Source organism: Roseovarius sp. MBR-78 (genome assembly GCF_040547535.1).
Classification (GTDB): domain Bacteria; phylum Pseudomonadota; class Alphaproteobacteria; order Rhodobacterales; family Rhodobacteraceae; genus Roseovarius.
In genome coordinates, this window is record NZ_JBEPPX010000009.1 from 30708 (window position 1) to 55593 (window position 24886).

The following is a 24886-nucleotide window of genomic DNA, read 5'->3' on the forward strand; positions in this document are numbered from 1 at the left end:
AATGCCGCATGATCCGCCCGATTGTGCCCTGTCGGTGCCGTGGTATCAGCGCTAGTTTTGCGCCATCATGCCGATGCCACAAGCGGAAACCCGAGATGCCCCTTTTCGTGATCGCCACATCGCTGCCGCTGGCCCTCGTGGCCCTTGCCGCGCTTTGGGGCGGGGTCTGGGGCTGGCTGGCGGTGGGCTATGTGACGGTGCTGGTGTTCTGCCTTGACCGGCTGGTGGCGCGGCAGATCGTCAATGCCGATCCGGGTGCCGAATTTCCGGGCGGCGAGCGGCTGTTGCTGGCGCTGGGGATCGGGCATTTCGCGGTGCTGGCGCTGGCGCTGCGCGGGGTTGCGGGGGCCGGTGGGCTTGCGCCGGTCGAGCGGGTCTTGCTGGCGGTCGCGGCGGGGCTGGTGGCGGGGCAGATCGCGCATCCGGTGGCGCATGAGCTGATCCACCGCGCCGGGCGGGGCAGGCGGCGGCTGGGGCGGCTTGTCTATACCTCGATCCTCTTTGGCCACCATGCGAGCGCGCATTTGCATGTGCATCATGTCCATGTCGCCACGCCGCAAGACCCCAGCAGCGCGCGCCCCGGCGAGGGGTTTTACCGCTACGCGGCGCGGGCCTGGGCGGGGGCGTTCCGCGCCGGTCTGGCCGCCGAGACGCGCCGCCATCGCGGTGCGCCTTGGCGGCATCCTTACGTGCTTTATGTCGGGGGGGCGGGCGCGCTGTTGGCGGCGGTGGCGGTGCTCTGGGGGTGGCAGGGACTGGCGGCCTATATGGCTATCGCGGGCTATGCGCAGGGGCAGATCCTGCTGTCGGATTATGTGCAGCATTACGGGCTGGCCCGCGCGCGGCACCCCGACGGGCGGGCAGAGCCGGTTAGCCTTGCGCATTCGTGGAACGCGCCGCAGTGGTATTCCTCGGCGATGACGCTGAATGCGCCGCGCCATTCCGATCACCATGTGACCCCGCAACGCCCCTATCCCGCGCTTCAGCTTGTGCCCGCGACGATGCCGGTGCTGCCGCATTCGCTGCCCGTCTGCGCGGTGGTGGCGCTGGTGCCGCCCCTTTGGCGGCGGATGATGGACGCACGTGCCGCGCGGTGGCGCGAAACGGCTGGCGCAGCGGCGGGTGATCTGGCAGGGTGAGGCCATGCGCGTGATCCTGCTTGCCCTTGCTGTCGTTCTTGGTGGCCCCTTGGCCGCCCTTGCCGAGATGAGCGCCGAGGAATTCGACGCCTATACGCGCGGGCACACGTTTTATTACGGGGCCGAAGGGGCAGAGCCCTACGGGGCCGAGGAATACCTGCCCGGTCGCCGGGTGCGCTGGTCGTTTCTCGATGGTGAATGCCAGGAGGGGCATTGGTATGCCGATGGCCCGCTCATCTGTTTCGTCTACGAGACCCGGCCCGAGCCGCAATGCTGGCGGTTCGAGCGCGGAGGCGGACGGCTGGTGGCGCGGTTCGAGGGCGACACGGCGGTGACCGAGCTATACGAGGTGCGCAAATCGCGCGAGCCGCTGATGTGCCTGGGGCCGAAGATCGGCGTTTGACCTGTCGATTTGCCGCTTGGGCGGGTGATTTATCCACAGGTGTCGCGTTTAAATTGTGAAAATCCGACCTTGGAACGGGATATCCACCTCCTTGCCGGGTGTCCAAGGCCCTTGCTCTGATAGATTTGCAAACCTATCCTGACTCTAAGGCTAATCTGCAAATGAGGATCGGGCGATGGCTGTGCGCAAACTCTATGCCGGGGCAAAGCTGCGCGAGACGCGCCAGCGGCTTGGCCTGACGCAAAAGGATTTTGCCGCGAAACTGGGGGTTTCGCTGCCATATCTCAACCAGATGGAGAATAACAACCGACCGCTCTCGACGACGGTGGTGCTGGCGCTGGCGCAGGAATTCGGGTTTGACGTGACCGAGCTTTCCACCGGCGATGCCGAGCGGCTGGTTTCGGACATGCGCGAGGCGCTGGCCGATCCGGTCTTCGGCACCGAGCCGCCGCCGCTCGCCGATCTGCGGCTTACCGCGTCGAACGCCCCGGCGCTGGCGCGGGCATTCCTGGAACTGCACCGCGCCTATCGCCAGACCCACGAGCGGCTGGCGAGCCTTGACGAGGCGCTGGGCCGCGAGGATGCGCGCAGCCCGGCGAGCCCTTGGGACGAGGTGCGCGATTTCTTTCATTATTGCGACAATTACATCGACGCCGTGGACCGCGCCGCCGAGCGGCTGGCCGAGGGCGCGGGGCCGGGCGGGATCGGGGCGCTGGCGCGGCAAAGGCTGCGCGATATGGGTATCGGCGTGACCGTGGCCGATACCAGCACGCTGCGCCATTTCGACCGCGAGAGCGGCACGCTGACGCTCTCGGCGCGCGCGCCCTCTGAAACGCGGCGGTTTCAGTTGTTGCTGCAACTGGCGCTTTTGACGCAGGATGACCTGCTGGAGGCGACGCTCGATTTCGCGCGGTTTCAGTCCGAGGCCGCGCGCGCCATCGCCAAGATGGGGCTGGCCAATTATTTCGCCGGGGCGGCGCTCATGCCCTATGGCGCGTTCCTCGCCACGGCGCAGGGGGTGCGCCATGATCTGGAGGTGCTGGCGCTGCGATTCGGGGCCTCGATCGAGCAGGTCTGCCACCGGCTCTCGACTCTGCAACGCCCCGGAGCCAAGGGCATCCCGTTCTTTTTCGTGCGCGTCGATCAGGCCGGCACGATCACCAAGCGCCACTCCGCCACGCGGCTGCAATTCGCGCGGTTCGGGGGCGCGTGCCCGCTCTGGAACGTGCATCGCGCCTTCGAGACGCCGGGGCGGTTCCTGCGGCAATTGGCCGAGACGCCGGACGGGGTGCGCTATATCAGCCTTGCGCGCGATGTGAGCAAACCGGGCGGCAGTTTCGGCGCGCCGGTGCGGCGCTTTGCCATCGCGCTGGGCTGCGAGGTCAAGCACGCAGGCGACGTGGTCTATGCCGATGACCTTGACGTGAGCAATGCCCGCGCTTTTGAGCCGATCGGGATTTCGTGCCGTATCTGCGAGCGCACGGACTGCCATCAACGCTCGGTGCCCCCCTTGGAGCGGCGCTTGCAGGTCACGCCCGACGAGCGCGGGGTGCTGCCCTACCGGGTGGGGTGAGGGGCCGGTCAGAGATCGTCGCGCAGCGGCACGATCTGTTGCACGATGCCGACCAGCGTGAGGTAGATGCTGGTGACCACAAGGCCCCAATGCGCCCAACTTTGCGGATCGAAATGCACCCAGGCCGCCCAGCCCGCGAAGAATGTCCAGGCGAGTGCCATCGGCAGCGACAGCCAGCGCCAGCGCTCGGTGCGCACGGGGTGGATGAATTTCAACGGCAGGAACATCGCCACCGCCAGCACCGTGACCAGCGCGAGGATGATCCAGGTTGCAGGCTCTATGGCGAACATCACAAGCACCAGCATGTTCCAGCAACCGGGAAAGCCGGAAAAGGAATTATCCCTTGTTTTCATGCGTGTGTCGGCGAAATACATGGCGCTGGCATAGGTGATGACGATCACCGCCACCCAGCCCGTCCAGCCCGGCAGAAGATCGGATTTGAAGAGCGCGAAGGCCGGGATGAACACATAGGTGAGATAGTCGATGATAAGATCGAGCAGCACCCCGTCGAATTCCGGCGCGTTGGTTTTGACATCGTAATGGCGGGCCAGCGGGCCGTCGATGCCATCGACGGCAAAGGCCACCACGAGCCAGAGAAACATCAATTCCCACTCGCGATCAATCGCCGCGAGCATGGCAAGCAGCGCAAAGACCGCGCCGGTGGCGGTAAGCAAGTGAACAAGCAGGGCGCGGAGTTGTGGTGTCATGACGGTTTCATGACGCAAGAATAGAGATTTTGCAAAGCGAAACCCGGCCCCCTTGCCAGGGGACCGGGCCAAAAACCGCGTGAGTGGCGGATCAGTTGGAAACGCGGACCTCTTCGATCGGGTAGGCCATCATGTCCTGTGCCTCCCACGAGACGTGGCAATCATGGCAGAAGCTCTGCTTGATCTTCATCGGCTTGCCATTGGGCATGAGCGCGGCATAGACCCAGTCGCCGGTATCGGGCGAGCTGCCATCCTCGCCCTTGGTCATGATGAAGAGCGGGCCGGGGCGGGCGGTCTTTTTCTTGGTCGAGATGGTGATGCTTTCCTTGGCCAGAACCGAGCCTGCGGGCATGTCCACACCCTCTTCGGCGAATTTGAGATATTGCTCGGCGGCGACATCGTTGGCAAAGGTCAGAAGCAGGCGGCTGCCATGCGCGCCCTGCACCGCCGGGCGGGTGCCGGTCACAGTCCAGTCGCGATAGGCGCTGGCGACCTCGTTGCCCTCCTTGGCGTAGCCTGCGGCCATCTTGTCGGACAGGCAGCTATAGATTTCGGTGATCGCCGCCTCGTCGAGATCGAACGGATCCTCAACATCGGCCTTGCAGTTGCTGGCGGCGGCCGATTGACCGAGCATGACGCTGACGGCGAGGGTGGCGGCGGCAAAAAGCTTGTGTTTCATTATGATACTTCTCCGTTTCATGACGTGACTTGATTGGCGTCCGGGGCGGACCCTCGCACAGATCGGCTGTAATTGAACCTAACAGTTGCGTGAGGGTGTCAGCCGCGCCCCTGCGGGTGCGCGCGGGCATAGACCTCCATCAGCCGAGCGGTATCGACGCCGGTATAGGCCTCGGTGGTCGAGAGCGAGGCATGGCCCAGCAATTCCTGGATCGCGCGCAGATCGCCGCCTGCATTCAGCAGATGCGTGGCAAAGCTGTGGCGCAACGCGTGCGGCGTGGCGCTGGCGGGCAGGCCAAGCTGTGCGCGACTGCATGCCACCGCCTTTTGCACCGCGCGCGCCCCGAGCCGCCCGCCCCGCGCGCCGAAAAAGAGCGGGCCGCGCGGGGTGATGGCAAAGGGGCAGGCGCGCACATAGGCCGCCACCGCGTTGCGCGCAGGCGCGATCACCGGCACGAGGCGTTCCTTGCCGCCCTTGCCGGTGATGCGCAGCACCTCGGGCACGGGATGCGCCGCGCCGTTCAGGCCAAGCGCCTCGGAAATGCGCAGCCCGCAGCCATAAAGCAGCGTCACTACCGCCACGTCGCGGGCGGCGATCCACGGCGCCTGGGCCTGCGTCTCCAGCGTGTCGAGCATGTCTTGCGCGCCCGCCTCCGATAGCGGGCGGGGCAGCTTGCGGCGATATTTCGGCGTGCGCGCCGAGAGCACCGCCGTTGGCTCTGCGCCCTCGCGCTCCGAGAGCCAGCGATAGAAGCTCTTGACCGCCGAGAGGCGGCGCGCGAGCGAGCGGGGGCCAAGCCCGGTGCCGCGCTCATGCGCCATGAAGGCGCGCATATCGTTGGTGGTGATCCGCATCAGCGCGCCAAGGCCCCGCGCCTGCCCGTGATGTGCGGTCATGAACGCGAGAAAGGCACGCAGGTCGCGCCCGTAGGCGTCGATGGTGTGATCGGTGGCCCCGTCAAGCGCCTTGATCGCGGCCAGCCAATCGGCCAGCGCCGCCTGCGCGGCCGCCGAGATCACGACAGCCAGCGGCGCATCACCCTCTCGAACACGCCGGCGAAAAAGGCCAGGAGATCGCTGCCCTGCTGCGGGCTGAACTGGTGCGGATCCTCGGCCCCCATCACCAGCATCCCCGGCAGACGCTCAGCGCCGAAATCGAGCAGCAGGCACGCCTCGGAGCGGATATGCGGCGCGCTGCGGCCATAAACGCGCATGTCGCCCTCGTCGATCTGGCGCAGCGTCACCTGCCGCGTGGGCGCGTCGCGCCCGCCGGTAAGGTAGGATCGGATAAAGCCCGGCTCGGCCACCGAGAGCACATCGCCCAGCCGCCGCACCGCCGGGTCATTGTCGTTCTGCACCGATTCGATCACGAGACGCACCGCATCGACGCGCAGGATATGGGCCACCTCGCCATCGAGATCGCGCAGGAAACCCTCGAATTCCACCGGGTCGAGCATCCGCAGGATGGCGCGATGCACCTGGTTGGTGCCGGCGAGGTTTTCATAGGCGGCGGCGATCACCGCGCGGTGGGTTTCCTCGAGCCGGTCGAGCCGCGCCTCCAGCCGGTCCATCGCGATGCCGCGCATATCGACGATATTGGTGCCCATCGCACGCTCGTTGGCGGCAATCAGCGCGCGCATGAGATCGGTATCGTCGAGGATCACATCCGGCTCGGTGATGATACGCTCGCGCAGGGCGTCGTCGATGCGGGGCTTGGCGGTCATTGCGGCCTCAATATGCGTGTTTTGACGCAGGTTAGCAGATGACGGCACGGAATGCCGCAAGAAAATGCGGGGCCTGTGTGAAACCGGTGGGGTACTCCTGTCATCCTCTGGCTCGACCAGAGGATCGCTTACGGCAAACACCCGTCATCCTCTGGCTTGGCCAGAGGATCTCTTGCGTCAAGAGACCCTCGGATCAAGTCCGAGGGTGACTGGGTATTCGCCCGAGGGGGGCGGGATCAGATGATCTTCTGCCCGGTCTTTTCCCAATCGGCCATGAAGGTGGCCAGCCCCTTGTCGGTCAGGACATGGCCCGCCATGGCCTTGATGACGGCGGGGGGCGCGGTCATCACGTCGGCACCGATCATCGCCGATTGATAGGCGTGGTTGACGGTGCGGATCGAGGCGGCGAGGATCTGCGTCTCGAAGCCGTAATTGTCGTAGATCTGGCGGATGTCGGAGATGATTTCCATCCCGTCGAGGTTGATATCGTCGAGCCGCCCGATGAAGGGCGAGATGAAGGTCGCGCCCGCCTTGGCCGCCAGAAGCGCCTGGTTGGCCGAGAAGCAGAGCGTGACATTGACCATGTTGCCCTCGCCCGAGAGCACCTTGCACGCCTTCAGCCCGTCCCATGTCAGCGGCACCTTGACGGCGATATTCTCGGCAATGGCGGCGAGCTTGCGGCCCTCGGCGATCATGTCATCGGCGGTGAGCGCGACCACTTCGGCGCTCACCGGGCCATCGACGAGGGCGGCGATTTCGCGCGTGACCTCAAGGATGTCGCGGCCTGATTTCAGGATCAGCGACGGGTTGGTGGTGACGCCATCGACCATGCCGAGGTCATTCAACTCGGCGATCTGGTCAATCTCGGCGGTGTCGACAAAGAATTTCATGGCGTGGCCCTCTCTGGCGGGTTGGGTTGTCTCGGGACTGCCTTTACCGCATAGATCAGGGGTCTGAAACCCCGCAAAGGAGCGAGTTGCGTGAGCCTGCCCGAGCATTTCGACGAGGGCGCGCTGGTGGCGGTGCTGACGGCGCAGCCGCTGGGGGGCACGCTCGATTATCTGGCACCCGAGGGCGGCATCGCTGTGGGCGATTTCGTCGAGGTGCCGCTGGGGCCGCGGCGGATCATGGGGGTGGTCTGGGGGCTGGGCGCGGGCGGTTTTGACCTCAAGAAGGCGCGCAAGGTGGGCCGGGTGCTCGATCTGGCACCTATGGATGCGGCAATGCGCGATTTCCTGGCGCGCGCGGCGGCCTATACGCTGACGCCGCTGCCCGCGATGCTGCGGCTGGCGACGCGCGCGCCGGGGCTGTCCGATCCGCCGGGCGCGCAGAAGGTCTACCGGCTGGCCGGTTTGGTGCCTGCGCGGATGACCGAGGCGCGGGGGCGGGTGCTGGCGGTGCTGCGCGAGCATGGCGGGATGGGGTTTGGCCTCTCGGACCTCTGCGATCTGGCGGGGGTCTCTGCCTCGGTGGTCAAGGGGCTGGTGGCGCAAGGCGCGCTGATCGAGGAGGCCGCGCCGCGCGATGCGCCCTATCCAAGGCTGGACCCCGACCTGCCCGCCAAACGGCTCACCGAGGATCAGGCGACGGCGGCGGCCACGCTCTGTGGTGCTGTTCGCAGTGGAAGCTATGGCACCACGCTTTTGCGCGGCGTCACCGGCTCGGGCAAGACCGAGGTTTATCTGGAGGCGGTGGCCGAATGTCTGCGCCAAGGGCGGCAGGCGCTGGTGCTTCTGCCCGAAATCGCGCTGACGGCGGAGTTTCTCACGCGGGTCGAGGCGCGGTTCGGCACCCGACCTGCCGAATGGCATTCGGGCGTGACCATGGCCGAGCGCCGCCGGGTCTGGAAAATGGCGGGCGAAGGCGGCGTTCAGATGGTGGTGGGCGCGCGTTCGGCTCTGTTCCTGCCGTTCCGCGATCTGGGGCTGATCGTGGTGGATGAAGAGCATGACGGCTCCTACAAGCAGGAGGATGGTGTGCTTTATCATGCGCGCGACATGGCGGTGCTCCGGGCCTCGCTTTGCGGCGCGCGGGTGGTGCTCGCCTCGGCCACGCCGAGCCTTGAGAGCTGGGCCAATGCCGAGGCCGGCAAATACGACCGCGTCGATCTGGCGGCGCGGTTCGGCGTGGCGGTGATGCCGGAACTGGCGGCGATAGACCTGCGCGCCGAGGCGGTGCCGGCGGGGCGGTGGGTGTCGCCGACGCTGCGGCAGGCGGTCAAGGCGCGGCTGGCCTTGGGTGAGCAGGCGATGCTGTTTCTCAACCGGCGCGGCTATGCGCCGGTCACCGTGTGCCGCGCCTGCGGGCATCAGATCGGCTGCGCGCAGTGCGACGCGCGCATGGTCGAGCACCGGTTTCAGAAGCGGCTGGTCTGCCACCAATGCGGCGAGAGCACGGCGATGCCGCTGGCCTGCCCGTCCTGCGGGGTGGAGGGGCGGCTGGCCGCCGTCGGGCCGGGGGTGGAGCGGCTGGCCGAGGAGGCGGCGGCGCTCTTTCCAGACGCGCGGATCGCGGTGCTGTCGTCGGATCTGTTTGGCTCGGCACGCGCGCTCAAGGAGCAGATTGCCGAGATTGCCGAGGGCGGGGCGGATGTCATCATCGGTACGCAGCTTGTGGCCAAGGGGCATAATTTTCCGCTGCTGACGCTGGTCGGCGTGATCGACGCCGATCTGGGGCTTCAGGGGTCCGACCTGCGCGCCGCCGAGCATACGTTTCAACTGATGCGACAGGTGGCTGGGCGCGCGGGGCGCGCCGAGCGGCCGGGCGTGGCGCTCTTGCAGACCCATCAGCCCGATCACCCGGTGATCCGCGCGATCCTTGCCGGGGACGAGGAGGGCTTCTGGCGGGCCGAGGCGGCGGCGCGGCGGCAGGCGGGGGTGCCGCCCTATGGGCGGATGGCGGGGATCATCCTGTCATCGCCCGACATGAAGGCGGCGTTCGATCTGGGCGGCTGGCTGGCGCGCAACGCGGCCCCGCTGCACGCGGCGGGGGCCGAGGTCTATGGCCCCGCGCCTGCGCCGATTGCCCGCATCCGGGGGCGGCACCGGGTGCGGCTGCTGATCAAGGCCCCGAAGGGCGCGGGCCTGCAAGCCGCCATATCGCGCTGGTTGGCACCGGTGAAACTGCCCGCGCAGATGCGGCTGGCGGTCGATATCGATCCGCAGAGTTTTTATTGAGGGGGCGCTTTCTTGAAAAGAAAGCGGTCCGAAATCTTTTGAAGATTTCGGATCGTCGGTGGCACGGCCTCTCGCCAATCGCTTTGCTTGGGCGTAAAGCAGGATCATGAGTGCGCAATTTCCCCTCGGGCGGGCGCGGGAGCTGCCGTTCTGGCGCAGGCCCACGACGCTTTTGTTCCTGATGGCCGCGGCGATGCCGGTGGCCTTTGCGACATGGTCGGCGCTGCTCAATAATTTCGTGATCGAGGTGGCGGGGTTCGACGGCTCTGATATCGGCTGGCTGCACACGGTGCGCGAGATCCCCGGCTTTCTCGCCATTGGGGTGATCGCGCTGATCCTTTTCATGCACGAGCAGGTGCTGGGGCTGGTGTCGCTGTTGCTGCTGGGAGTGGCGACGGCGCTGACGGCGCAATTCCCGACGCTGGGCGGCATTCTCACCATTACCATGCTCAGTTCCATCGGCTTTCACTATTACGAGACGGTCAACCAGTCGCTGCAACTGCAATGGCTCGACAAGCTGCGCGCGCCGCAGATGTTGGGCTGGCTGCTGGCGGCGGGGTCGGGGGCGACGCTGGTGGCCTATGCGCTGATCGTGCTGACATGGCGGGCGTTCGATCTGAGCTATAACCTTGTCTACATGGTCTCGGGCGGGTTTACCGCCTGCGTGGCGGTGTTCTGCCTGCTGGCCTATCCCCGGTTCGAGGCCCCCAACCCGCAGGTCAAGAAGATGATCTTGCGCCGCCGCTACTGGCTTTATTATGCGCTGCAATTCATGGCGGGGGCGCGGCGTCAGATTTTCGTGGTCTTCGCGGGCTTCATGATGGTCGAGAAGTTCGGCTTTGAAGTGCATGAGGTGACGGCGCTTTTCATGATCAACCTCGTGGTCAACATGGTGGCCGCGCCGCTGATGGGGCGGGCGGTGTTTCGCTTTGGCGAGCGGAGCACGCTGATTTTTGAGTATATCGGCCTCATGCTGGTGTTTCTCGCCTATGGCGGGGTTTACCTCTTTGGCTGGGGGGTGGTGCTGGCGGCGACGCTCTACGTGGTGGACCATATCCTGTTTTCGCTGGCCCTCGCGCTCAAGACCTATTTCCAGAAGATCGCCGATCCCGGCGATATCGCCCCCACCGCCGCCGTGGCCTTTACGATCAACCATATCGCCGCTGTCTTTCTGCCTGCGGCGCTGGGCTATCTGTGGCTGGTGTCGCCTGCGGCGGTGTTCGGCGCGGCGGCGGGGATGGCTGGGCTGTCTTTGGCGCTGGCACTGATGATCCCGCGCCACCCGGAGCCGGGCCACGAGACGATATTCGCGCGGGCACTGCCCGCGCCCGCCGAATGAGAGGACAGACTACCATGACGACCTGGACCGCCATCACCACGCTTGACGACAAGACCCGCGCCGAAGCGCTGGCCGAGGCGCTGGAGGCGTTCGATCCCGCCCCCACCGGCGTGGGATGTTTCGAGATGGAGGACGGATCAAGGCTGTGGGAGATCGGGGCCTATTTCGAGGCGGCCCCCGATTCGGTGCGGCTCGATCTTCTGGCGGCGGCGCATGGCGCGCGGGCCTTTACCGTGTCGGAACTGCCCGAGGTGGATTGGGTCGCCAAGGTGCGGCGCGATCTGTGCCCGGTGGTGGCCGGGCGCTTTTTCGTCTATGGTAGCCACGACGCCGACAAGGTGCCTGCGGATGCCCTGCCGCTCCTCATCGAGGCGGCCATGGCCTTTGGCACCGGGCATCACGGCACCACGCAGGGCTGTCTGCGCGCGCTGGACCGGCTGGCGGGGCAGGGCTTTGTCGGGCGCAGGGTGCTCGATCTGGGCTGCGGCACCGCCGTTCTGGCGATGGCGGCGGCGCGGATCTGGCCGGGCGAATTCCTTGCCTCGGATATCGACGCGGTGGCGGTGGAGGTGGCGCAGGCCAATGTCGCGGCCAACGGGCTTGACGGGCGCGTGCGCTGCATCGAGGCCGAGGGGCTGGAGCATCCCGTTTTGCGCGAGGGGGCCCCCTACGAGCTGATCTTTGCCAATATCCTCAAGGGGCCGCTTCTGGCGCTGGCAGCGGGGATCACGCAAAGCCTTGCACCGGGCGGCAAGGTGATTCTCTCCGGTCTGCTCAACGAGCAGGCGGCAGAGGTGATCGCGGTCTATTCCGGGCTTGGAAACAGTGTCGATCATCACGAGGAAATTGGTGACTGGTCCACCCTGACATTGTCTAAAAATCATTGAAAACAAGGCTAAATCTGGCCCGAGCCTAAGGCGTGCCTTGTTTTTGCCACATTTCAGACGCATAATCTCCGCATCACGGTGGGGGCTGTGATCCGGGATTGAAACCATGTCTGATGCCACTCGGGAGTTCAACGCCCGCCTCCGCCGCATCGATGCGAGCCACGCGCGGCTGGAGCGCGGATATGTGGGCAAGGTCCGTTCGGACGGGCTGATCGTTTTCAAACCGCGCCGCCGCCGCCCGACGGTGCCGCTGCGTGGGATACTCTACCTCGTTCTCGGCTTCATCTTCTTCAAGGCGGTGGTGTTCGCGCATCTTGGCGGCGTCACCTATCAGGCGCGGGTTGCGCAATTGGCCGAGGGCCATGTGCTCGAACAGGCGGGCGCGTGGATCATGCAGCCCGACATGCTGACGCGCTATATCGCCGGATACTTCGCCCCCGTCTTGCGCTGAGGCCGTAGCACGCACGAAAACGCCCCGCCGGATACCATCCGCGCGGGGCGTTTTCGTGGGCCCGGAGGCCCGCACCGTCAGAAACGGCGGGCGACCCGGTCGATATCGCCACGGCTGAGGCCGATATCGTCAAGCTCGCGATCCGAGAGACGGGCCAGCGCGTTGCGCGTGGCGCGGCGGTCGTTCCACGAGATCAGCGCCTCGATGAAGCGCGAAAAGAGGCCGTGGGCGGGGTGGGCAGGCGCGTGGGCGCGGGGGGTGTCAACAAGTGCCATCTGTCTGTGTCCTTGAAAGGGGGCTACGGGGGTGTTCGATTACAGAGTGCAGCTATTCAAGGCAGCCCGCCCGGACAAGCCGGGCTTTGTGCATAGTCCTTATGCAGTTGATGCAGGGCTTGGGCCACGGGGGGCGGCGGCGCATTGTGCTTGGTTATCGTTCACGTTTCGTGCTATTGAAGGGAAAAATTCGAAACGGGCAGGGCAGACATGCGGGTATTGGGCATTGATCCGGGGTTGCGCAACCTTGGCTGGGGCGTGATCGAGGTGACGGGCAGCCGCCTCAGCCATATCGCCAATGGCGTGTGCCATTCCACGGGCGATGACCTTGGCGCGCGGCTTTTGTCGCTTTACGAGCAGCTTACCGATATCGTGCAGCGGTTCGACCCGCAGGCAGCGGCGGTGGAGCAGACATTCGTCAACAAGGACGGGGCGGGCACGCTCAAGCTGGGGCAGGCGCGCGGCGTGGCCCTGCTGGTGCCGGCGCAGCATGGGCTGACGGTGGGGGAATATTCGCCCAACCGGGTGAAAAAGACGGTGGTGGGCGTGGGCCATGCCGCCAAGGAACAGGTGGCGCATATGGTGCGCGTGCAGCTTCCCGGCGTGGTGCTGGCAGGCCCCGACGCGGCGGATGCGCTGGCGGTGGCGATTTGCCATGCGCATTACGGGCGCGCTTTGGCCGGGGGGCTGGCATGATCGGGCGCGTCGCGGGACGGGTTGACTGGCGCGGGGCGGATCATGTGCTGATCGACGTGCGCGGCGTGGGCTATATCGTCTATTGCTCGGAGCGCACGCTCGGCGCGCTGCCCGGCGTGGGCGGCATGGCCGCGCTTTATACCGATCTGCTGGTGCGCGAGGATCTGTTGCAGCTTTTCGGCTTTCCGACGCTGGTGGAGAAGGAATGGCACCGCCTCTTGATGAGCGTGCAGGGCATCGGCGCGAAGGCGTCGCTGGCCATTCTGGGCGCGCTGGGCCCCGACGGCGTGAGCCGGGCGATCACGCTTGGCGACTGGAACGCGATCACGGTCGCAAGGGGGGTGGGCGCCAAGACCGCGCAGCGGGTGGTGAACGAGTTGAAGGACAAGGCCCCTACGGTAATGGCGATGGGGGAGCTGGCCCCCACGGCAGCGCCCGAGGCAGGTGTAGAGGATGCGGTGATCGAGACGGCCCCCGCGCGCGTGGCGCAGGCCCCGGCCAGCCCCGGCGCGCAGGCCGAGGCGCTCTCGGCGCTGACCAACCTGGGCTATGGCCCCGGCGAGGCGGCGGGGGCCGTGGCGCAAGCCGCAGGCGAGACCCCGCAGGCCGACACCTCTGCGCTGATCCGCGCCGCGCTGCGGCTTCTGGCACCGAAAGGGTAGGGGCATGACCGAACCCGATCCCGCCCTGCGCCCCGAGATGTTGCCCGAGGATCTGGACCGCAGCCTGCGGCCGCAGGCCCTATCCGAATTCATCGGGCAACGCGAGGCGCGGGCCAATCTGGCAGTGTTCATCCAGTCGGCGCGGCAGCGTGGCGAGGCGATGGATCATACGCTCTTTCACGGCCCCCCCGGTCTGGGCAAGACGACGCTGGCGCAGATCATGGCGCGCGAGCTTGGCGTGGGGTTTCGCATGACCTCGGGGCCGGTGCTCGCGAAGGCCGGCGATCTGGCGGCGATCCTGACCAATCTGGAGCGCAACGATGTGCTGTTCATCGACGAGATTCACCGCCTCAACCCGGCGGTGGAGGAGGTGCTTTACCCCGCGATGGAGGATTTCGAGCTTGATCTGGTGATCGGCTCCGGCCCCGCCGCGCGCACCGTGCGGATCGAATTGCAGCCCTTCACGCTGGTGGGGGCGACGACGCGGCTGGGCCTTCTGACGACGCCCTTGCGCGACCGGTTCGGCATCCCGACGCGGCTGCAATTCTACGAGATCGACGAGTTGCACGAGATCGTCACCCGCAACGCGCGGCTCTTGAACATCCCCACCGAGGACGCGGGCGCGCGCGAGATTGCGCGGCGCGCGCGCGGCACGCCGCGCATCGCGGGCCGCCTCTTGCGCCGGGTGGTGGATTTCGCCGTGGTCGAGGGCGGCGGCAAGATCAGCCGGGCGCTGGCTGATGCCTCGCTCACGCGGCTGGGGGTGGATCACCTGGGGCTTGACGGGGCGGACCGGCGCTATCTGCGGCTGATTGCCGAGGCTTATGGCGGCGGCCCGGTGGGGATCGAGACGCTCTCCGCGGCGCTGTCTGAGAGCCGCGACGCGCTGGAAGAGGTGATCGAGCCGTTCCTGTTGCAACAGGGCCTCATCCAGCGCACCCCGCGCGGCCGGATGCTGGCGCAGGCGGCGTGGCGGCATCTGGGGCTGGAAGCGCCGGGGCCAAAGGGCACGGGGGACCTGTTCGAGGAGTGAGGCATGGACGGGGATTTGGGTATTTTTGCCAAGAAGAGGCCGGGGGGATGGTAAGGCCATGAGCGCGAGACTGGAGGCAGGCGAGCTCGAGGCGCTGTTCACCCGCGCGGATGGGGAATTCCTGTTCGCGCGCTGGGGGCGGCCCATCGTGCCGGTGGTGTTCGGCGTGGAGGACGAAACGCTGGGGGTCGTCAAGGGCGCGCTCGAGGCGGTAGTGGCGCTGGCGGGGCACAGAATGGCCGAGACCGACCCGGAACTGGGCGCGAACCTGATGGTCTTTTTCTTTCGCGACTGGGACGAGTTGCTGGCGGTGCCCGATCTTGACCGGCTGGTGCCCGACCTTGCGCCGTTGGTGGAGCGGCTGGAGGCAGGCGGGGCCAACCAGTATCGCATCTTCCGCTTTGACGAGGGTGGCGCGATCAAGGCGGCATTTGTCTTTCTGCGGATGGATGCGGAGCTGTCTGCCGTGCCCGCCGATGTTCTGGCGCTGAGCCAGGTGGTGCAGAGCATCCTCTTGTGGTCGGATCGCGCCTTTGTCGGGCGCTCGCCGCTGGCGCGCACGCCCGCGGGCCATGTGGTGCTGCGCCCCGAGATCGGCGCGCTCATTCGCGCGGGATATGACCCGGTATTGCCGGCGATGAGCCGTGATGCGGCCCATGCGCTGCGGCTGGCGGCGCGGATCGGGCAGGGCGAGGCCTGAAAGGGGCGGGGTTGGGCCTTATCCGCATCACGTCGGGTAAGCGGCCTGAGGCGGGCTGTTCATGGGAGACGCCCGGTGCCGCCTGCCGCTGATCGCCGATACGGGGATGGCGGCTCAAGGCCAAACGTCGGTCACAACCCCTCGTAGGCGCAGAGCGTGTGCATCTCCATGCCCATCGCCTCGAGCCGCTTGTGCCCGCCCAGATCGGGCAGGTCGACGATGAAGGCGCAGCCGGTGATGGCCCCGCCAAGCCGCTCGATGAGGCGGATACCCGCCGCCGCCGTGCCGCCGGTGGCCAGCAGGTCATCCACCAGCAGCACCCGCTCGCCGGGGTGGATCGCGTCGTCGTGGATTTCAACCACCGCCTCTCCATATTCGAGCTGATATTCCTCCGAGATCACCGCGCCGGGCAGCTTGCCCTTCTTGCGGATCGGGACGAACCCCACCGAGAGCTGATGCGCGATCGCCCCGCCAAGGATGAAGCCGCGCGCCTCCAGCCCCGCCACCTTGTCGATGGGCTGGCCCGCATAGGGGTGCAGCATCTGGTCGATGGCGATGCGAAACCCGCGCGGATCGGCGAAAAGCGTGGTCACATCGCGAAAGAGAATCCCCTCATGCGGGAAATCGACGATGGTGCGGATATAGTCCTGAACGGTCTTTTGCGGGGGCATCGCGGCTCTCCGGGCGGTTGCGCATTGCTTCTGCCGCAGGGGCGCGAGGCGTGCAAGGGTTCAGAGCGCGCCGCGATATTCGGCGATGGCCTGCGTCAGCGCGCTCACCGCGTAGAGGGTGAGGGCAAAGACCCCCACGCAAAGCCCGAAATTGAGCGCCGATTGCGCCAGCCGCGCCCATCGCCCCTGCGGGTTGCCGAGAAAGGCGATCTCGGGGCGCAAGAGGAAGCGCGAGGCGATATAGCCAAAGAGCAGCGCCGCCAGAACCCAATAGGTGACACGCAGGATAAGGATATCATGCGCGCGCGACAGGTAGCTGGCGAACCCCACCACCAGAACCCAGCGGATGACCTGGAATATCTCGTCCGTCACCGCCTCGAAGCGGCGGCCGATGCCGTTGCGCCAGTCTTGATCGGTGAGTTTGTCGATGAGGCGGGACATGGAACATGTGATGGGGCCTCCGCGCGCCGCTGTCCAGTGATGTGACGGCGCGCGCGCGCAGATGTGAGCGGCGGCTCGTGTTCGGCATCGAACAGATGCTGCCCAATGCCGATCCGGCCCGCCATGCTGCGAAAATGCCGTGCGGGAGGCGGCGTGAAGGGCCTGGAGGGGACGTTGGATGCTTGGGGATGAGCCGCGCGAGTGCCCGACCGCGGGTGGGCGCTGCAACGGTTAAGCGTGGCACTTTATGCCTGCAAAATACTTGAACGATTGTGCGGCGTTCGACGTTGGAAAAGCGCCCGCCCGTCACGCCGAAGGCGTGCCGACCATAATCGGCGCACCTTCGGTGCGACGGGGCGGTCGGGCGCTCGCGCGGCGGCGCGCAAGCGCGCCTTTACTCCGCGCGGGGATAAGATCCGAATGGCGGATTCAGGCCAGAAACGTTCCCCCGTGCTGTAACGGGCACGATCTCTCAGGTATCGAACACTATCCCAGGACCCGCCCCGCCACCGCGTCGAGCCGTGCCACCAGCGCCGGGTCGCGCTTGTCCGAGGCGGTGAGCAATGCAAACTCAAGCGCGCGATCGCAGCCATGCGGGCAAGGCGCGCGGTCCGGGCCAAGGAGCGCCGGAAGGCGGCGCACGAGCGCGCGGCCCTTGTCGGCATTGGCCCCGAGCGTGGCGATGATCGCGGTGATATCGACCGCGCCGTGATCGGGGTGCCAGCTATCGTAATCGGTGATCATCGCCACGGCGGCATAGCAAAGCTCTGCCTCGCGGGCGAGCTTGGCCTCGGGCATCCCGGTCATGCCGATCACATCTGCGCCCCAGTGATCGCGATACATGAGCGATTCGGCACGGGTCGAGAATTGCGGGCCTTCCATTGCCAGGTAAGTGCCTCCCGCATGCACGGTGATACCCGCGTCGCGTGCGGCGATTTCGCAGGCGTCCGAGAGGCGCGGGCAGGTCGGGTGCGCAACGCTGACATGGGCCACGCAGCCGGTGCCGAAGAAGGATTTCTCGCGCGCGAAGGTGCGGTCGATATATTGATCGAGGATCACGAAATCGCCGGGGGCAAGCGCCTCGCGGAACGACCCGCAGGCAGACACGCTGATGACATCGGTCACGCCAAGCCGTTTCAGCGCGTCGATATTGGCACGGTAGGGCACCGACGATGGCGTGTGGACATGGCCGCGCCCGTGGCGCGGCAGAAAGGCCATCGGCACGCCGCCGAGGTGGCCCGTGAGGATCGCATCCGAGGGCGGCCCCCAGGGCGTTGCCACCTCCTGCCAGCGGGCGTCCTCCAGCCCGTCGATCTCGTATAGCCCCGATCCGCCGATCACCCCGATCATGGTGTTTGCCATTGCCCAAGCCTTTCTCTGTGTCGGCAGAAGGCTTAGGCCGGATCGGCGGAAAAGAAAATGCCCGCGCGGGTCGGTGATCCCGCACGGGCAGACGGGCCTCAGCCCAGCAGCGCCACGACCTCGTCGGTGGTCCAGAGTGCGTTGGCCATGTAGCGGAAATTGGTGAGCGCGGCGAGATAGCCGTCGCCCTCGGGCAAGATCGCCGCCGCGGTGCCGTCGCTGACCACCGCCACCTCGAAGCCCTGCTCCAACAACTCGCGCATGTGGCTTTCGGTGCAGAGATTGGCCGACATGCCCGCGAGGATCACCTGATCCACGCGCGCCTTGCGCAGTTGCAGGACAAGATCGTTGGTCTCGGGGCCATAGACCTTGTGCGGCGAGCATTGGATGGTCTTGCCGTCTTCGATATAGGGCTTGTATTGCGGCATGTAATCCGCGCCAGAGCCCTCGAACCCCTCAAGGCTGAGCGGGCTTTTGCGGTCAAACATGCCGATCTTGTGCATCAGCTTTTCCAGCGCGCCCTCGAATTTCCAGCCCTTGTCGGTCGGGTAGTAGTAATGCGGCGAGACGGCGACGGGGATGCCCGCGCCCTTGGCCGCCTTGAACAGGCGCTCGATATTGGCGACGGTGTTGTTCATCTCGACCGATTTGCCGACCGCGCCCCAGGCGACGCCATCGGGCGACAGAAAGTCGATCTGCGGGTCGGTGACGACAAGGGCCGCGCGGGTGAGGTCAAGCACCATGTCGCTGGGCGGCAGGAACGGCTCTGCGGGGGGCGCGTAGGGGTTGTCCTGCGCCTTTGCATCCGTGCCGGTCAGCGTTGTGGCGGCGGCAAGGGCTGCCGTGCCGGTCAGCGCGGCGCGGCGGGTGAATTTGGGGTCATGGTCGTGATCGTGTCCGGTGCACATGGCCGGTCTCCTCCTGTGGGTGTCAGCAGGGTCAGGATACCGGCGACGATGTGCCTTTGCGTCCTGAATACGTGCTTTGACGGCTTATTTTCGTGCCTTTTACGCCGGGATGCGGCAGGCTCTGGCCATGACGCACGATCCCGGCCACGACCGTATCCTGAGCGCGCTCGACATTCGCGCCGAGCCGTTCGCCATCTGCGCGCTGGAGGGGGCGTGCAGCCTCGGGCTGGGCCGGGTGCCGCGCGCGACGCTGCATTACGTGCTGGGCGGGCGGGGCGATCTGCGCCTGCCGGGGCACGCGCCGCTGGAGCTTGCGCCGGGGCGGCTGGTGCTGGTGCCCGCCGCGATCCGCCACAGCCTGTGCAACGCCGGTGGCGGGCAGGTGGGCGTGCCCGCCTGCCGCCCGGCGGGGCTCGATATCGAAGAGCATATCGCGCGCGGCGAGGCGGGGGGCAACATGGTGGTGCTCTGCGCCACGATCTCGCTGAGCCTGCACGGCACGCATGGGCTGGTTGACCTGCTGCGCGCGCCGCTGAGCCTTGACGTGACGCGCGCACCGGTGGCCGCGCAGGCGATGGCGGCGCTTTTGGATGAGATGGGTCACGCGCGGGCAGGGGGGCGGGCGATGGTGCGCGCGCTGCTGTTGCAATGCATGATCGAGATGCTGCGCGCGCGGCTGGAGGCGGGCGATGCGGGCCTGACATGGATCGCGGCGCTGGCCGATCCGGGGCTGTGGGCGGCGCTTGGGGTGATGCTCGATGCGCCGGGGGCGGATTACACGCTTGACAGCCTCGCGCAGGCGGCGGGGATGAGCCGCTCGCGCTTTGCCGAGCGGTTCCAGGCGGCCTGCGGGTCCGGCGCGATGGCGTTCTTGCGCGATCTGCGGCTGGCGCGGGCGGCGCAGATGCTCTCGGAGCGGCGGATGCCGGTGGAGCAGGTGGCGCGCGCGGTGGGGTTCCAGAGCCGCAGCGCCTTCAGCCGCGCCTTCGTGGCGATGTGGGGCGAGACGCCGCGCGCGATGCGCGGGCGGGCCGGTCACGCCGCCGAGCGGGTGCAGAAACTGGCCTGATTGCGGCCATGGGCCTTGGCGGCATAAAGCGCGCGGTCGGCCTCTTCGAGGACGGTCTGCATGTCGGGCACCGGGGTGCCGGGGCCAACCGCGACGATGGTGACGCCGATGCTGAGCGTGACCGGGATCGGCGTGGGCTGGCCCGGCACCTTGACCGGGGTGGCGCGGATCGCGTCGCACAGGCGTTCGGCCACGCGGCGGGCGCGGGCGGGGGTGGCATCGGGCAGGGCGATCAGGAATTCCTCGCCGCCGATTCGCGCCAGCAGGTCGCCCTCGCGCAGATGCGCGGCAAGCCGCCCGGTGACGGCGCAGAGCACCGCATCGCCCGCGGCATGGCCGTAGCGGTCGTTGACCCGCTTGAAGAAATCGAGATCGGCCAGCATCACCGCAAGGCACTTGCGGCCCAGCACCGCCTGCGACAGTTGGCGGTCGAGCCAGGGCAGGGCGTGGCGGCGGTTATAGGCCCCGGTCAGCGGATCGCGGATCGCTGCCGCCATGCCAGAGCGCAGCTTGCCGCGCAGGGCCTCGGTGTGGCGCTTGCGCTCGATCTGGCGCGAGATGCGCAGCGCCAGTTCCTCGCGGTCGGCGGGGGCAAGGATCACGTCATCGGCCCCCATGTCGAGCAGGGTCACGGCAAGCGCGGCCTCGGCCCGGTCGAGCAGCACCAGCGCGGGGCATTGGCAGGTGTCGCGCGCGGCCTTGAGATCGGCGAGCAGGCGCAGCCCGGCCTCGGCCTCGCCGGTGGCGATGCGCAGGATCAGCGCATCCTGCGGGCCGGGGCGTGGCGCGCTTTCTGGTCCGGCCACGCTGAGCCGGTGGGGTGTGCACGAGGCCAGCAGGCTGCGCAAGGCGCGCACACCCGCCCGCCCCGCGCCGTGAATGGCGATGCGACCCGGCAAGGTGAGGGTGGCCTGCGTCTCGGCGAAACCGGCGGCATCGCCTGCCTGCGTCGCGAGGTCTGTATCGGCGTGATGGGCGCGCAGTAGGTTGCGCAGCCGCGCCAGCAACAGCGCCTCGGGCACCGGCCTCGCGAGGATGTCATCTGCCCCGGCGCGCAGCATGGCCTGACGTTCAGCCGCCGAGGGTGCGCTTTGCAGCATCAGCACCGGCACCCGCGCCAGCCGCGCCACGCGGCGCAGCGCGCGCAGGAATGCCTCGGCGCTTTGCCCGCCGAGGCGGGTATTGGCAACGATCAGCTCGGGGGGCTCGCGCGCCGCCAGCCGAAGCGCGTCGCGCGCGGTCGCCGCCTGCACGACGCGGTTGGGCGTGGAGGACAGTTTGACCTTCAACACGATCCTGTTCGTGGCGAGATCGTCGACAATGAGAACCGTGCCCGACATTGCGGTTGCACCTTCGCTCTGAGCGTTTACCTTTCAGTCACTATCGCGCCGAGTGGTTAAGAAATCCTTTCCAGGAATTAACGGACATGAAAATGACGCAGGATTTTGCCGAGACCGTCGCGCTCGGGGCCTTGGGCTGGCTTGCGGGCCATGAAGACCTGTTGCCGGTGTTTCTTGGCGCGACGGGGGCGTCGGAGGCCGATCTGCGCGCCCGCGCCACCGATCCGGAATTCCTCGGTGCGGTGCTTGATTTCCTGACGATGGATGATGCCTGGGTCACGGGGTTCTGCGATGCGCAGGGCATGGGCTATGATGTGCCGATGCGCGCCCGCGCCGCGCTGCCCGGCGGGGCGGAGATGAACTGGACATGAGCCGCGCGGACGCGATCCTTTTCGACAAGGACGGCACCTTGTTCGATTTCCATGCCACATGGAGCATCTGGGCGGGCGAGGTGATCCACCATCTTGGCCATGGCGAGGCTGGGACGATGGCGCGGCTGGCGCAGGCGGCGCATTACGATCTGGCGGCAAGCCGCTTTCTGCCCACAAGCCCGATCATCGCGGGCACCAATCGCGAGGCGGCGGAATGTCTGGCCTCGGCGCTGCCGGGGCGCGACGTGGGGGAGATCGAGACCTATCTGATGAGGGCCGCCGCGCGCGCCCCGCTCGCCCCCGCCGTGCCGCTGGTGCCCTATCTCGACGGGTTGCGGGGGCAGGGATTGCGGCTTGGGGTGATGACCAACGATACCGAATACGGCGCGCGCGCGCATCTCGGCGCGGCGGGGGTGCTGGAGCGGTTCGATTTCATCGCGGGGTTCGATTCGGGCCACGGGGCCAAGCCCGCGCCGGGGCCATTGCTGGCGTTCGCGCGTGCGGTGGGGGTTGCCCCCGACCGCGTGGTGATGGTGGGCGACAGCACCCATGACCTGATCGCAGGCCGCGCGGCGGGCATGGCCTGCGTGGGCGTGCTGACCGGCACGGCGCTGGCCGAAGACCTTGCCCCCCATGCCGATGCAGTTCTGCCCGATATCGGCCATCTGCCCGGCTGGCTGGCGGCGTGACGCGCCATCCGCTCTTCGGGCTGGCGCTGGCCACGTTCGGCGCGCTGATGCTCACGCCCGACGCGCTCTTCATGCGGCTCTCGGGCATGGCGGGCTATCAGATGGTGGGCTGGCGCGGGGTGATGCTGGGGGCGGTGATGCTGGGTCTGTGGGTCGTTACGGCACGCGGCAAGGCGCGCGATCTGGCGGCGCTGGCGAGCGGGGCGGGCGCGCTTCTGGTGGTCACGCAATATGCCAATATGACGCTGTTCAGCCTCGGGATTGCTCATGCCCCGGTCACGGTGATGCTGCTCGGCGTGGCGACGGCGCCGGTCTTTGCCGCGCTTTTGTCGTGGCTGGTGATGGGCGAGCGCACGCGCCCCGCCACATGGGCCGCCATCGTCGCGGTGCTGGCGGGGCTGGCGCTGGCGGTGTCGGGCGGCGGTGGCACGGGGGCGGGCAGCGCGGTGCTGGGGGTTGTCTTCGGGTTGGGCGTCGCGCTGGTGCTGGCGCTCAACTTCGTGCTGTTGCGCGCGCGCCCCGAGATGCCGATCGCGCTGGTGCTGGGGTTGGGGGCGCTGCTGGCGGGGGCGACCGGCTGGGCGGTGACGGGACCGGCGCAGATGACCGAAGGCGCGGTCTGGGCCATCGCGGTCTGTGGTCTGCTGATCCTGCCGGTCTCGTTTTTTTCGCTGTCGCTCGCGTCGCGCCACACCCATGCCTCCAATGTCAGCCTGCTCTTGCTTTTGGAGACGGTGCTTGGCCCGCTCTGGGTCTGGCTTGGCGTCGGCGAGCGCCCGACGCCGGTGATGCTCGCAGGCGGGGCCGTGGTGGTGGGCAGCCTTGCGCTCTACCTCTGGCACGAGGGTCGGCGGCGCGCGGCGGAGAAAAAACGACAACTCACGTCGCAAAGCGGCATGTGAGGCGCGCGCGCGCGGTGTTTCGTGGGGGGCACGAGCACCGGGAGGGCGCGGATATGGCCGAAGATCTCAAACGCAGGACACGCAGCGGCGGGCGCGCGGGCAATGCCGCGCGGCGCGGTGGCGCGGTGATAGAGCAGATGCCCTGGGCTCCGCCGGTGAATATCGACCGGCCCGTGGAGCCGCTCGGCCCCGAGGGGGTGCAGGCGATTCACGAGGGCGCGATGCGCATCCTCGAAGAGATCGGGATCGAGTTTCTGAACCCCGAGGCAGTGGAGATCCTGCGCGCGTGCGGAGGCTGCGACATCAATGGCGAAAATATCCGCATGGGCCGCGATTTCGTCATGGAGATGATCGCCAAGGCCCCCGAAAGCTGGACCATCACGCCGCGCAACCCCGAGCGGGCCATCACCATCGGCGGCAATCATCTGAATTTCGGCAATGTCTCCTCGCCGCCCTCTTACTGGGACATGAAGATTGGGCGCAAGGTGACGGGCACCCGCGAGATGTGCCGCAACCTATTGAAACTGAGCCAGTATTTCAACTGCATCCATTTCATCGGCGGCTACCCGGTGGAGCCGCAGGACATCCATGCCAGCGTGCGGCACTTGGACGTGCTCTATGACAAGCTGACGCTTACCGACAAGGTGGCCCATGCCTACTGCCTCGGCAAAGAGCGGGTCGAGGATGTGATGGAGATGGTGCGCATCGCCGGTGGCCTCAGCCATGCGGAATTCGATGCCACGCCGCGCATGTATACCAATATCAACTCCACCTCGCCCCTGAAACACGATTTTCCCATGCTGGACGGCTGGATGCGGCTGGCGCGACGCGGGCAGGGCCTCGTGGTGACGCCCTTCACGCTGGCGGGTGCGATGGCCCCGGTGACGATGGCGGGGGCGGTGGCGCAAAGCCTTGCCGAGGCGCTCTGTGCGGTGGTGCTGGCACAGGTGATCCGGCCCGGCGCGCCGGTGGCCATTGGCACGTTTACCTCGAATGTCGACATGAAATCCGGTGCGCCCGCGTTCGGGACGCCCGAATACATGCGAGCGACGCAGATGACCGGGCAGTTGGCGCGGTTCTACAAGCTGCCCTTGCGCGCGAGCGGGGTGTGCGCGGCCAATGTGCCCGACGGGCAGGCGATCTGGGAGACCTCCAACAGCCTTTGGTCGGCGGTGCAGGCAGGCGCGAACATGGTCTATCACGCGGCGGGGTGGCTTGAGGGCGGGCTGATCGCCAGCCCCGAAAAATTCGTCATGGATTGCGAGATATTGCAGCATATCCAGCGCTATATGGACCCGATGCTGACCGCCACCGGCCCCGAGGAAATCGCCGTGGACGCGATCCGCGAGGTCGGCGACAAGGGCCATTTCTTCGGCATCCAGCACACGCAGGACCGCTATACTACGGCGTTTTATGCGCCCTTCCTGAGCGATTGGCGCAATTACGAGGCCTGGGAGGCGGCAGGTGCCGTGTGGACGCCCGCGCGCGCGCATCAGGTGTTCCAGGACATCATCGCCGGATTCGAGGCCCCGCCGATGGAGGAGAGTATCCGCGAGGAACTCGCGGCGTTTGTCGAGCGGCGCAAGGCCGAGGGCGGGGCGCCGACGGATTTCTGAGGGGGGGTGGCGTTGCCGTTGAAGCGCCGCGTGCGAACCGCACCGAAGGTGCCGCGCGATCGCCGGGCCGTCCC

The 24886-nt window shown here is 67.2% G+C and carries 27 protein-coding genes; 16 read left to right on the top strand and 11 right to left on the bottom strand.

The features are described from left to right. Window positions 1-95 precede the first annotated feature (95 nt). The 3 genes from ABIE58_RS09205 (at window position 96) to ABIE58_RS09215 (ending at window position 3115) form a co-directional block, all read left to right on the top strand. The gene (locus tag ABIE58_RS09205; protein WP_354544416.1) at window positions 96-1139 is read left to right on the top strand and encodes an alkane 1-monooxygenase; all 1044 of its coding nucleotides are present in this window, start codon (window positions 96-98) and stop codon (window positions 1137-1139) included. A 4-nt stretch (window positions 1140-1143) separates the two neighbouring features. After that, complete coding sequence (locus ABIE58_RS09210; protein WP_354544417.1) at window positions 1144-1542, top strand: hypothetical protein; 399 nt, start codon at window positions 1144-1146, stop codon at window positions 1540-1542. Window positions 1543-1717: 175 nt separating this feature from the next. After that, entirely contained in the window at window positions 1718-3115 is a 1398-nt protein-coding gene (locus ABIE58_RS09215) for a helix-turn-helix domain-containing protein (RefSeq protein ID WP_354544418.1), read from the top strand. Between the two features lie 8 nt (window positions 3116-3123). Here ABIE58_RS09215 and ABIE58_RS09220 read toward each other — a convergent pair whose 3' ends face one another. The 5 genes from ABIE58_RS09220 to fsa form a co-directional block, all read right to left on the bottom strand. Then, entirely contained in the window at window positions 3124-3822 is a 699-nt protein-coding gene (locus tag ABIE58_RS09220; RefSeq protein ID WP_354544419.1) for a CDP-alcohol phosphatidyltransferase family protein, read from the bottom strand. A 91-nt stretch (window positions 3823-3913) separates the two neighbouring features. Next, window positions 3914-4501 carry a cytochrome P460 family protein gene (locus ABIE58_RS09225; protein ID WP_354544420.1) on the bottom strand — a complete coding sequence of 196 codons (588 nt, stop codon included), beginning with the start codon at window positions 4499-4501 and terminating at the stop codon, window positions 3914-3916. A gap of 98 nt (window positions 4502-4599) precedes the next feature. Continuing rightward, complete coding sequence (locus ABIE58_RS09230; RefSeq protein ID WP_354544421.1) at window positions 4600-5520, bottom strand: tyrosine recombinase XerC; 921 nt, start codon at window positions 5518-5520, stop codon at window positions 4600-4602. After that, the gene (locus tag ABIE58_RS09235; RefSeq protein ID WP_354544422.1) at window positions 5517-6224 is read right to left on the bottom strand and encodes a DUF484 family protein; all 708 of its coding nucleotides are present in this window, start codon (window positions 6222-6224) and stop codon (window positions 5517-5519) included. Before ABIE58_RS09235 ends, ABIE58_RS09230 begins: the two co-directional genes overlap by 4 nt. A gap of 236 nt (window positions 6225-6460) precedes the next feature. Continuing rightward, window positions 6461-7114 carry a fructose-6-phosphate aldolase gene (gene fsa / locus ABIE58_RS09240; RefSeq protein ID WP_354544423.1) on the bottom strand — a complete coding sequence of 218 codons (654 nt, stop codon included), beginning with the start codon at window positions 7112-7114 and terminating at the stop codon, window positions 6461-6463. 90 nt (window positions 7115-7204) lie between these two features. Here fsa and ABIE58_RS09245 point away from each other — a divergent pair, with 90 nt between their 5' ends. The 4 genes from ABIE58_RS09245 (at window position 7205) to ABIE58_RS09260 (ending at window position 12077) form a co-directional block, all read left to right on the top strand. Beyond that, window positions 7205-9400 carry a primosomal protein N' gene (locus tag ABIE58_RS09245; RefSeq protein ID WP_354544424.1) on the top strand — a complete coding sequence of 732 codons (2196 nt, stop codon included), beginning with the start codon at window positions 7205-7207 and terminating at the stop codon, window positions 9398-9400. A gap of 106 nt (window positions 9401-9506) precedes the next feature. Next, complete coding sequence (locus tag ABIE58_RS09250) at window positions 9507-10739, top strand: MFS transporter (protein ID WP_354544425.1); 1233 nt, start codon at window positions 9507-9509, stop codon at window positions 10737-10739. 14 nt (window positions 10740-10753) lie between these two features. After that, the gene (locus ABIE58_RS09255; RefSeq protein ID WP_354544426.1) at window positions 10754-11626 is read left to right on the top strand and encodes a 50S ribosomal protein L11 methyltransferase; all 873 of its coding nucleotides are present in this window, start codon (window positions 10754-10756) and stop codon (window positions 11624-11626) included. A gap of 106 nt (window positions 11627-11732) precedes the next feature. Then, the gene (locus tag ABIE58_RS09260) at window positions 11733-12077 is read left to right on the top strand and encodes a hypothetical protein (protein ID WP_354544427.1); all 345 of its coding nucleotides are present in this window, start codon (window positions 11733-11735) and stop codon (window positions 12075-12077) included. A 77-nt stretch (window positions 12078-12154) separates the two neighbouring features. Here ABIE58_RS09260 and ABIE58_RS09265 read toward each other — a convergent pair whose 3' ends face one another. Beyond that, window positions 12155-12352 (bottom strand): DUF1127 domain-containing protein, encoded by a 198-nt coding sequence (locus tag ABIE58_RS09265; RefSeq protein WP_354544428.1) that lies wholly within the window; start codon window positions 12350-12352, stop codon window positions 12155-12157. Between the two features lie 210 nt (window positions 12353-12562). On the opposite strand from ABIE58_RS09265, the gene ruvC reads away from it, so the two are divergent. The 4 genes from ruvC to ABIE58_RS09285 are packed head-to-tail and all read left to right on the top strand — an operon-like array spanning window position 12563 to window position 15443. Further along, window positions 12563-13048: a crossover junction endodeoxyribonuclease RuvC gene (gene ruvC, locus ABIE58_RS09270; protein ID WP_354544429.1), complete on the top strand. Its 486-nt coding sequence runs from the start codon at window positions 12563-12565 to the stop codon at window positions 13046-13048. Further along, on the top strand, window positions 13045-13710 hold the full coding sequence (gene ruvA / locus ABIE58_RS09275) for a Holliday junction branch migration protein RuvA (protein ID WP_354544430.1): 666 nt from the start codon (window positions 13045-13047) through the stop codon (window positions 13708-13710). The genes ruvC and ruvA overlap by 4 nt, the downstream gene beginning before the upstream one ends. A gap of 4 nt (window positions 13711-13714) precedes the next feature. Further along, entirely contained in the window at window positions 13715-14743 is a 1029-nt protein-coding gene (gene ruvB / locus ABIE58_RS09280) for a Holliday junction branch migration DNA helicase RuvB (protein ID WP_354544431.1), read from the top strand. 58 nt (window positions 14744-14801) lie between these two features. Next, window positions 14802-15443 carry a hypothetical protein gene (locus ABIE58_RS09285; RefSeq protein WP_354544432.1) on the top strand — a complete coding sequence of 214 codons (642 nt, stop codon included), beginning with the start codon at window positions 14802-14804 and terminating at the stop codon, window positions 15441-15443. A gap of 131 nt (window positions 15444-15574) precedes the next feature. On the opposite strand, the gene ABIE58_RS09290 is transcribed toward ABIE58_RS09285, so the two are convergent. From ABIE58_RS09290 to ABIE58_RS09305, 4 genes are all read right to left on the bottom strand, one after another. Continuing rightward, the gene (locus ABIE58_RS09290) at window positions 15575-16114 is read right to left on the bottom strand and encodes an adenine phosphoribosyltransferase (protein ID WP_354544433.1); all 540 of its coding nucleotides are present in this window, start codon (window positions 16112-16114) and stop codon (window positions 15575-15577) included. A 60-nt stretch (window positions 16115-16174) separates the two neighbouring features. After that, a complete protein-coding gene (locus ABIE58_RS09295) occupies window positions 16175-16555 on the bottom strand; it encodes a hypothetical protein (RefSeq protein ID WP_354544434.1) in 381 nt (126 codons plus the stop codon). Window positions 16556-17041: 486 nt separating this feature from the next. Then, the gene (locus ABIE58_RS09300; protein ID WP_354544435.1) at window positions 17042-17917 is read right to left on the bottom strand and encodes an S-methyl-5'-thioadenosine phosphorylase; all 876 of its coding nucleotides are present in this window, start codon (window positions 17915-17917) and stop codon (window positions 17042-17044) included. A 98-nt stretch (window positions 17918-18015) separates the two neighbouring features. Beyond that, a complete protein-coding gene (locus ABIE58_RS09305) occupies window positions 18016-18825 on the bottom strand; it encodes a cysteine hydrolase family protein (protein ID WP_354544436.1) in 810 nt (269 codons plus the stop codon). A 127-nt stretch (window positions 18826-18952) separates the two neighbouring features. Here ABIE58_RS09305 and ABIE58_RS09310 point away from each other — a divergent pair, with 127 nt between their 5' ends. Then, window positions 18953-19894 carry a helix-turn-helix domain-containing protein gene (locus tag ABIE58_RS09310; RefSeq protein ID WP_354544437.1) on the top strand — a complete coding sequence of 314 codons (942 nt, stop codon included), beginning with the start codon at window positions 18953-18955 and terminating at the stop codon, window positions 19892-19894. On the opposite strand, the gene ABIE58_RS09315 is transcribed toward ABIE58_RS09310, so the two are convergent. Beyond that, window positions 19861-21234 (bottom strand): diguanylate cyclase domain-containing protein, encoded by a 1374-nt coding sequence (locus ABIE58_RS09315; protein WP_354544438.1) that lies wholly within the window; start codon window positions 21232-21234, stop codon window positions 19861-19863. The two genes, ABIE58_RS09310 and ABIE58_RS09315, sit on opposite strands and share 34 nt — an antisense overlap. Before the next feature lie 86 nt (window positions 21235-21320). Here ABIE58_RS09315 and ABIE58_RS09320 point away from each other — a divergent pair, with 86 nt between their 5' ends. From ABIE58_RS09320 to ABIE58_RS09335, 4 genes are read left to right on the top strand one after another with little or no spacing between them, the layout of a single operon-like run. After that, complete coding sequence (locus ABIE58_RS09320) at window positions 21321-21605, top strand: DUF3572 domain-containing protein (RefSeq protein ID WP_354544439.1); 285 nt, start codon at window positions 21321-21323, stop codon at window positions 21603-21605. After that, on the top strand, window positions 21602-22294 hold the full coding sequence (locus ABIE58_RS09325; protein WP_354544440.1) for an HAD family hydrolase: 693 nt from the start codon (window positions 21602-21604) through the stop codon (window positions 22292-22294). The genes ABIE58_RS09320 and ABIE58_RS09325 overlap by 4 nt, the downstream gene beginning before the upstream one ends. Then, the gene (locus ABIE58_RS09330) at window positions 22291-23196 is read left to right on the top strand and encodes a DMT family transporter (RefSeq protein WP_354544441.1); all 906 of its coding nucleotides are present in this window, start codon (window positions 22291-22293) and stop codon (window positions 23194-23196) included. The genes ABIE58_RS09325 and ABIE58_RS09330 overlap by 4 nt, the downstream gene beginning before the upstream one ends. 53 nt (window positions 23197-23249) lie before the next feature. Next, window positions 23250-24812 carry a trimethylamine methyltransferase family protein gene (locus tag ABIE58_RS09335; RefSeq protein WP_354544442.1) on the top strand — a complete coding sequence of 521 codons (1563 nt, stop codon included), beginning with the start codon at window positions 23250-23252 and terminating at the stop codon, window positions 24810-24812. Window positions 24813-24886 lie beyond the last annotated feature (74 nt).

What these genes read in the sequence shown, in the direction of transcription:
- ABIE58_RS09325 (WP_354544440.1), top strand. Translation starts at nt 21,602, where the DNA reads ATGAGCCGCGCGGACGCGATCCTTTTCGACAAGGACGGCACCTTGTTC.
- ABIE58_RS09310 (WP_354544437.1), top strand. Translation starts at nt 18,953, where the DNA reads ATGACGCACGATCCCGGCCACGACCGTATCCTGAGCGCGCTCGACATT.
- fsa (WP_354544423.1), bottom strand. Translation starts at nt 7,114, where the DNA reads ATGAAATTCTTTGTCGACACCGCCGAGATTGACCAGATCGCCGAGTTG.
- ABIE58_RS09215 (WP_354544418.1), top strand. Translation starts at nt 1,718, where the DNA reads ATGGCTGTGCGCAAACTCTATGCCGGGGCAAAGCTGCGCGAGACGCGC.
- ABIE58_RS09220 (WP_354544419.1), bottom strand. Translation starts at nt 3,822, where the DNA reads ATGACACCACAACTCCGCGCCCTGCTTGTTCACTTGCTTACCGCCACC.
- ABIE58_RS09315 (WP_354544438.1), bottom strand. Translation starts at nt 21,234, where the DNA reads ATGTCGGGCACGGTTCTCATTGTCGACGATCTCGCCACGAACAGGATC.
- ABIE58_RS09210 (WP_354544417.1), top strand. Translation starts at nt 1,144, where the DNA reads ATGCGCGTGATCCTGCTTGCCCTTGCTGTCGTTCTTGGTGGCCCCTTG.
- ABIE58_RS09255 (WP_354544426.1), top strand. Translation starts at nt 10,754, where the DNA reads ATGACGACCTGGACCGCCATCACCACGCTTGACGACAAGACCCGCGCC.
- ABIE58_RS09205 (WP_354544416.1), top strand. Translation starts at nt 96, where the DNA reads ATGCCCCTTTTCGTGATCGCCACATCGCTGCCGCTGGCCCTCGTGGCC.
- ruvC (WP_354544429.1), top strand. Translation starts at nt 12,563, where the DNA reads ATGCGGGTATTGGGCATTGATCCGGGGTTGCGCAACCTTGGCTGGGGC.
- ABIE58_RS09235 (WP_354544422.1), bottom strand. Translation starts at nt 6,224, where the DNA reads ATGACCGCCAAGCCCCGCATCGACGACGCCCTGCGCGAGCGTATCATC.
- ABIE58_RS09265 (WP_354544428.1), bottom strand. Translation starts at nt 12,352, where the DNA reads ATGGCACTTGTTGACACCCCCCGCGCCCACGCGCCTGCCCACCCCGCC.
- ABIE58_RS09225 (WP_354544420.1), bottom strand. Translation starts at nt 4,501, where the DNA reads ATGAAACACAAGCTTTTTGCCGCCGCCACCCTCGCCGTCAGCGTCATG.
- ruvB (WP_354544431.1), top strand. Translation starts at nt 13,715, where the DNA reads ATGACCGAACCCGATCCCGCCCTGCGCCCCGAGATGTTGCCCGAGGAT.
- ABIE58_RS09260 (WP_354544427.1), top strand. Translation starts at nt 11,733, where the DNA reads ATGTCTGATGCCACTCGGGAGTTCAACGCCCGCCTCCGCCGCATCGAT.
- ABIE58_RS09295 (WP_354544434.1), bottom strand. Translation starts at nt 16,555, where the DNA reads ATGTCCCGCCTCATCGACAAACTCACCGATCAAGACTGGCGCAACGGC.
- ABIE58_RS09335 (WP_354544442.1), top strand. Translation starts at nt 23,250, where the DNA reads ATGGCCGAAGATCTCAAACGCAGGACACGCAGCGGCGGGCGCGCGGGC.
- ABIE58_RS09290 (WP_354544433.1), bottom strand. Translation starts at nt 16,114, where the DNA reads ATGCCCCCGCAAAAGACCGTTCAGGACTATATCCGCACCATCGTCGAT.
- ABIE58_RS09285 (WP_354544432.1), top strand. Translation starts at nt 14,802, where the DNA reads ATGAGCGCGAGACTGGAGGCAGGCGAGCTCGAGGCGCTGTTCACCCGC.
- ruvA (WP_354544430.1), top strand. Translation starts at nt 13,045, where the DNA reads ATGATCGGGCGCGTCGCGGGACGGGTTGACTGGCGCGGGGCGGATCAT.
- ABIE58_RS09320 (WP_354544439.1), top strand. Translation starts at nt 21,321, where the DNA reads ATGAAAATGACGCAGGATTTTGCCGAGACCGTCGCGCTCGGGGCCTTG.
- ABIE58_RS09250 (WP_354544425.1), top strand. Translation starts at nt 9,507, where the DNA reads ATGAGTGCGCAATTTCCCCTCGGGCGGGCGCGGGAGCTGCCGTTCTGG.
- ABIE58_RS09305 (WP_354544436.1), bottom strand. Translation starts at nt 18,825, where the DNA reads ATGTGCACCGGACACGATCACGACCATGACCCCAAATTCACCCGCCGC.
- ABIE58_RS09300 (WP_354544435.1), bottom strand. Translation starts at nt 17,917, where the DNA reads ATGGCAAACACCATGATCGGGGTGATCGGCGGATCGGGGCTATACGAG.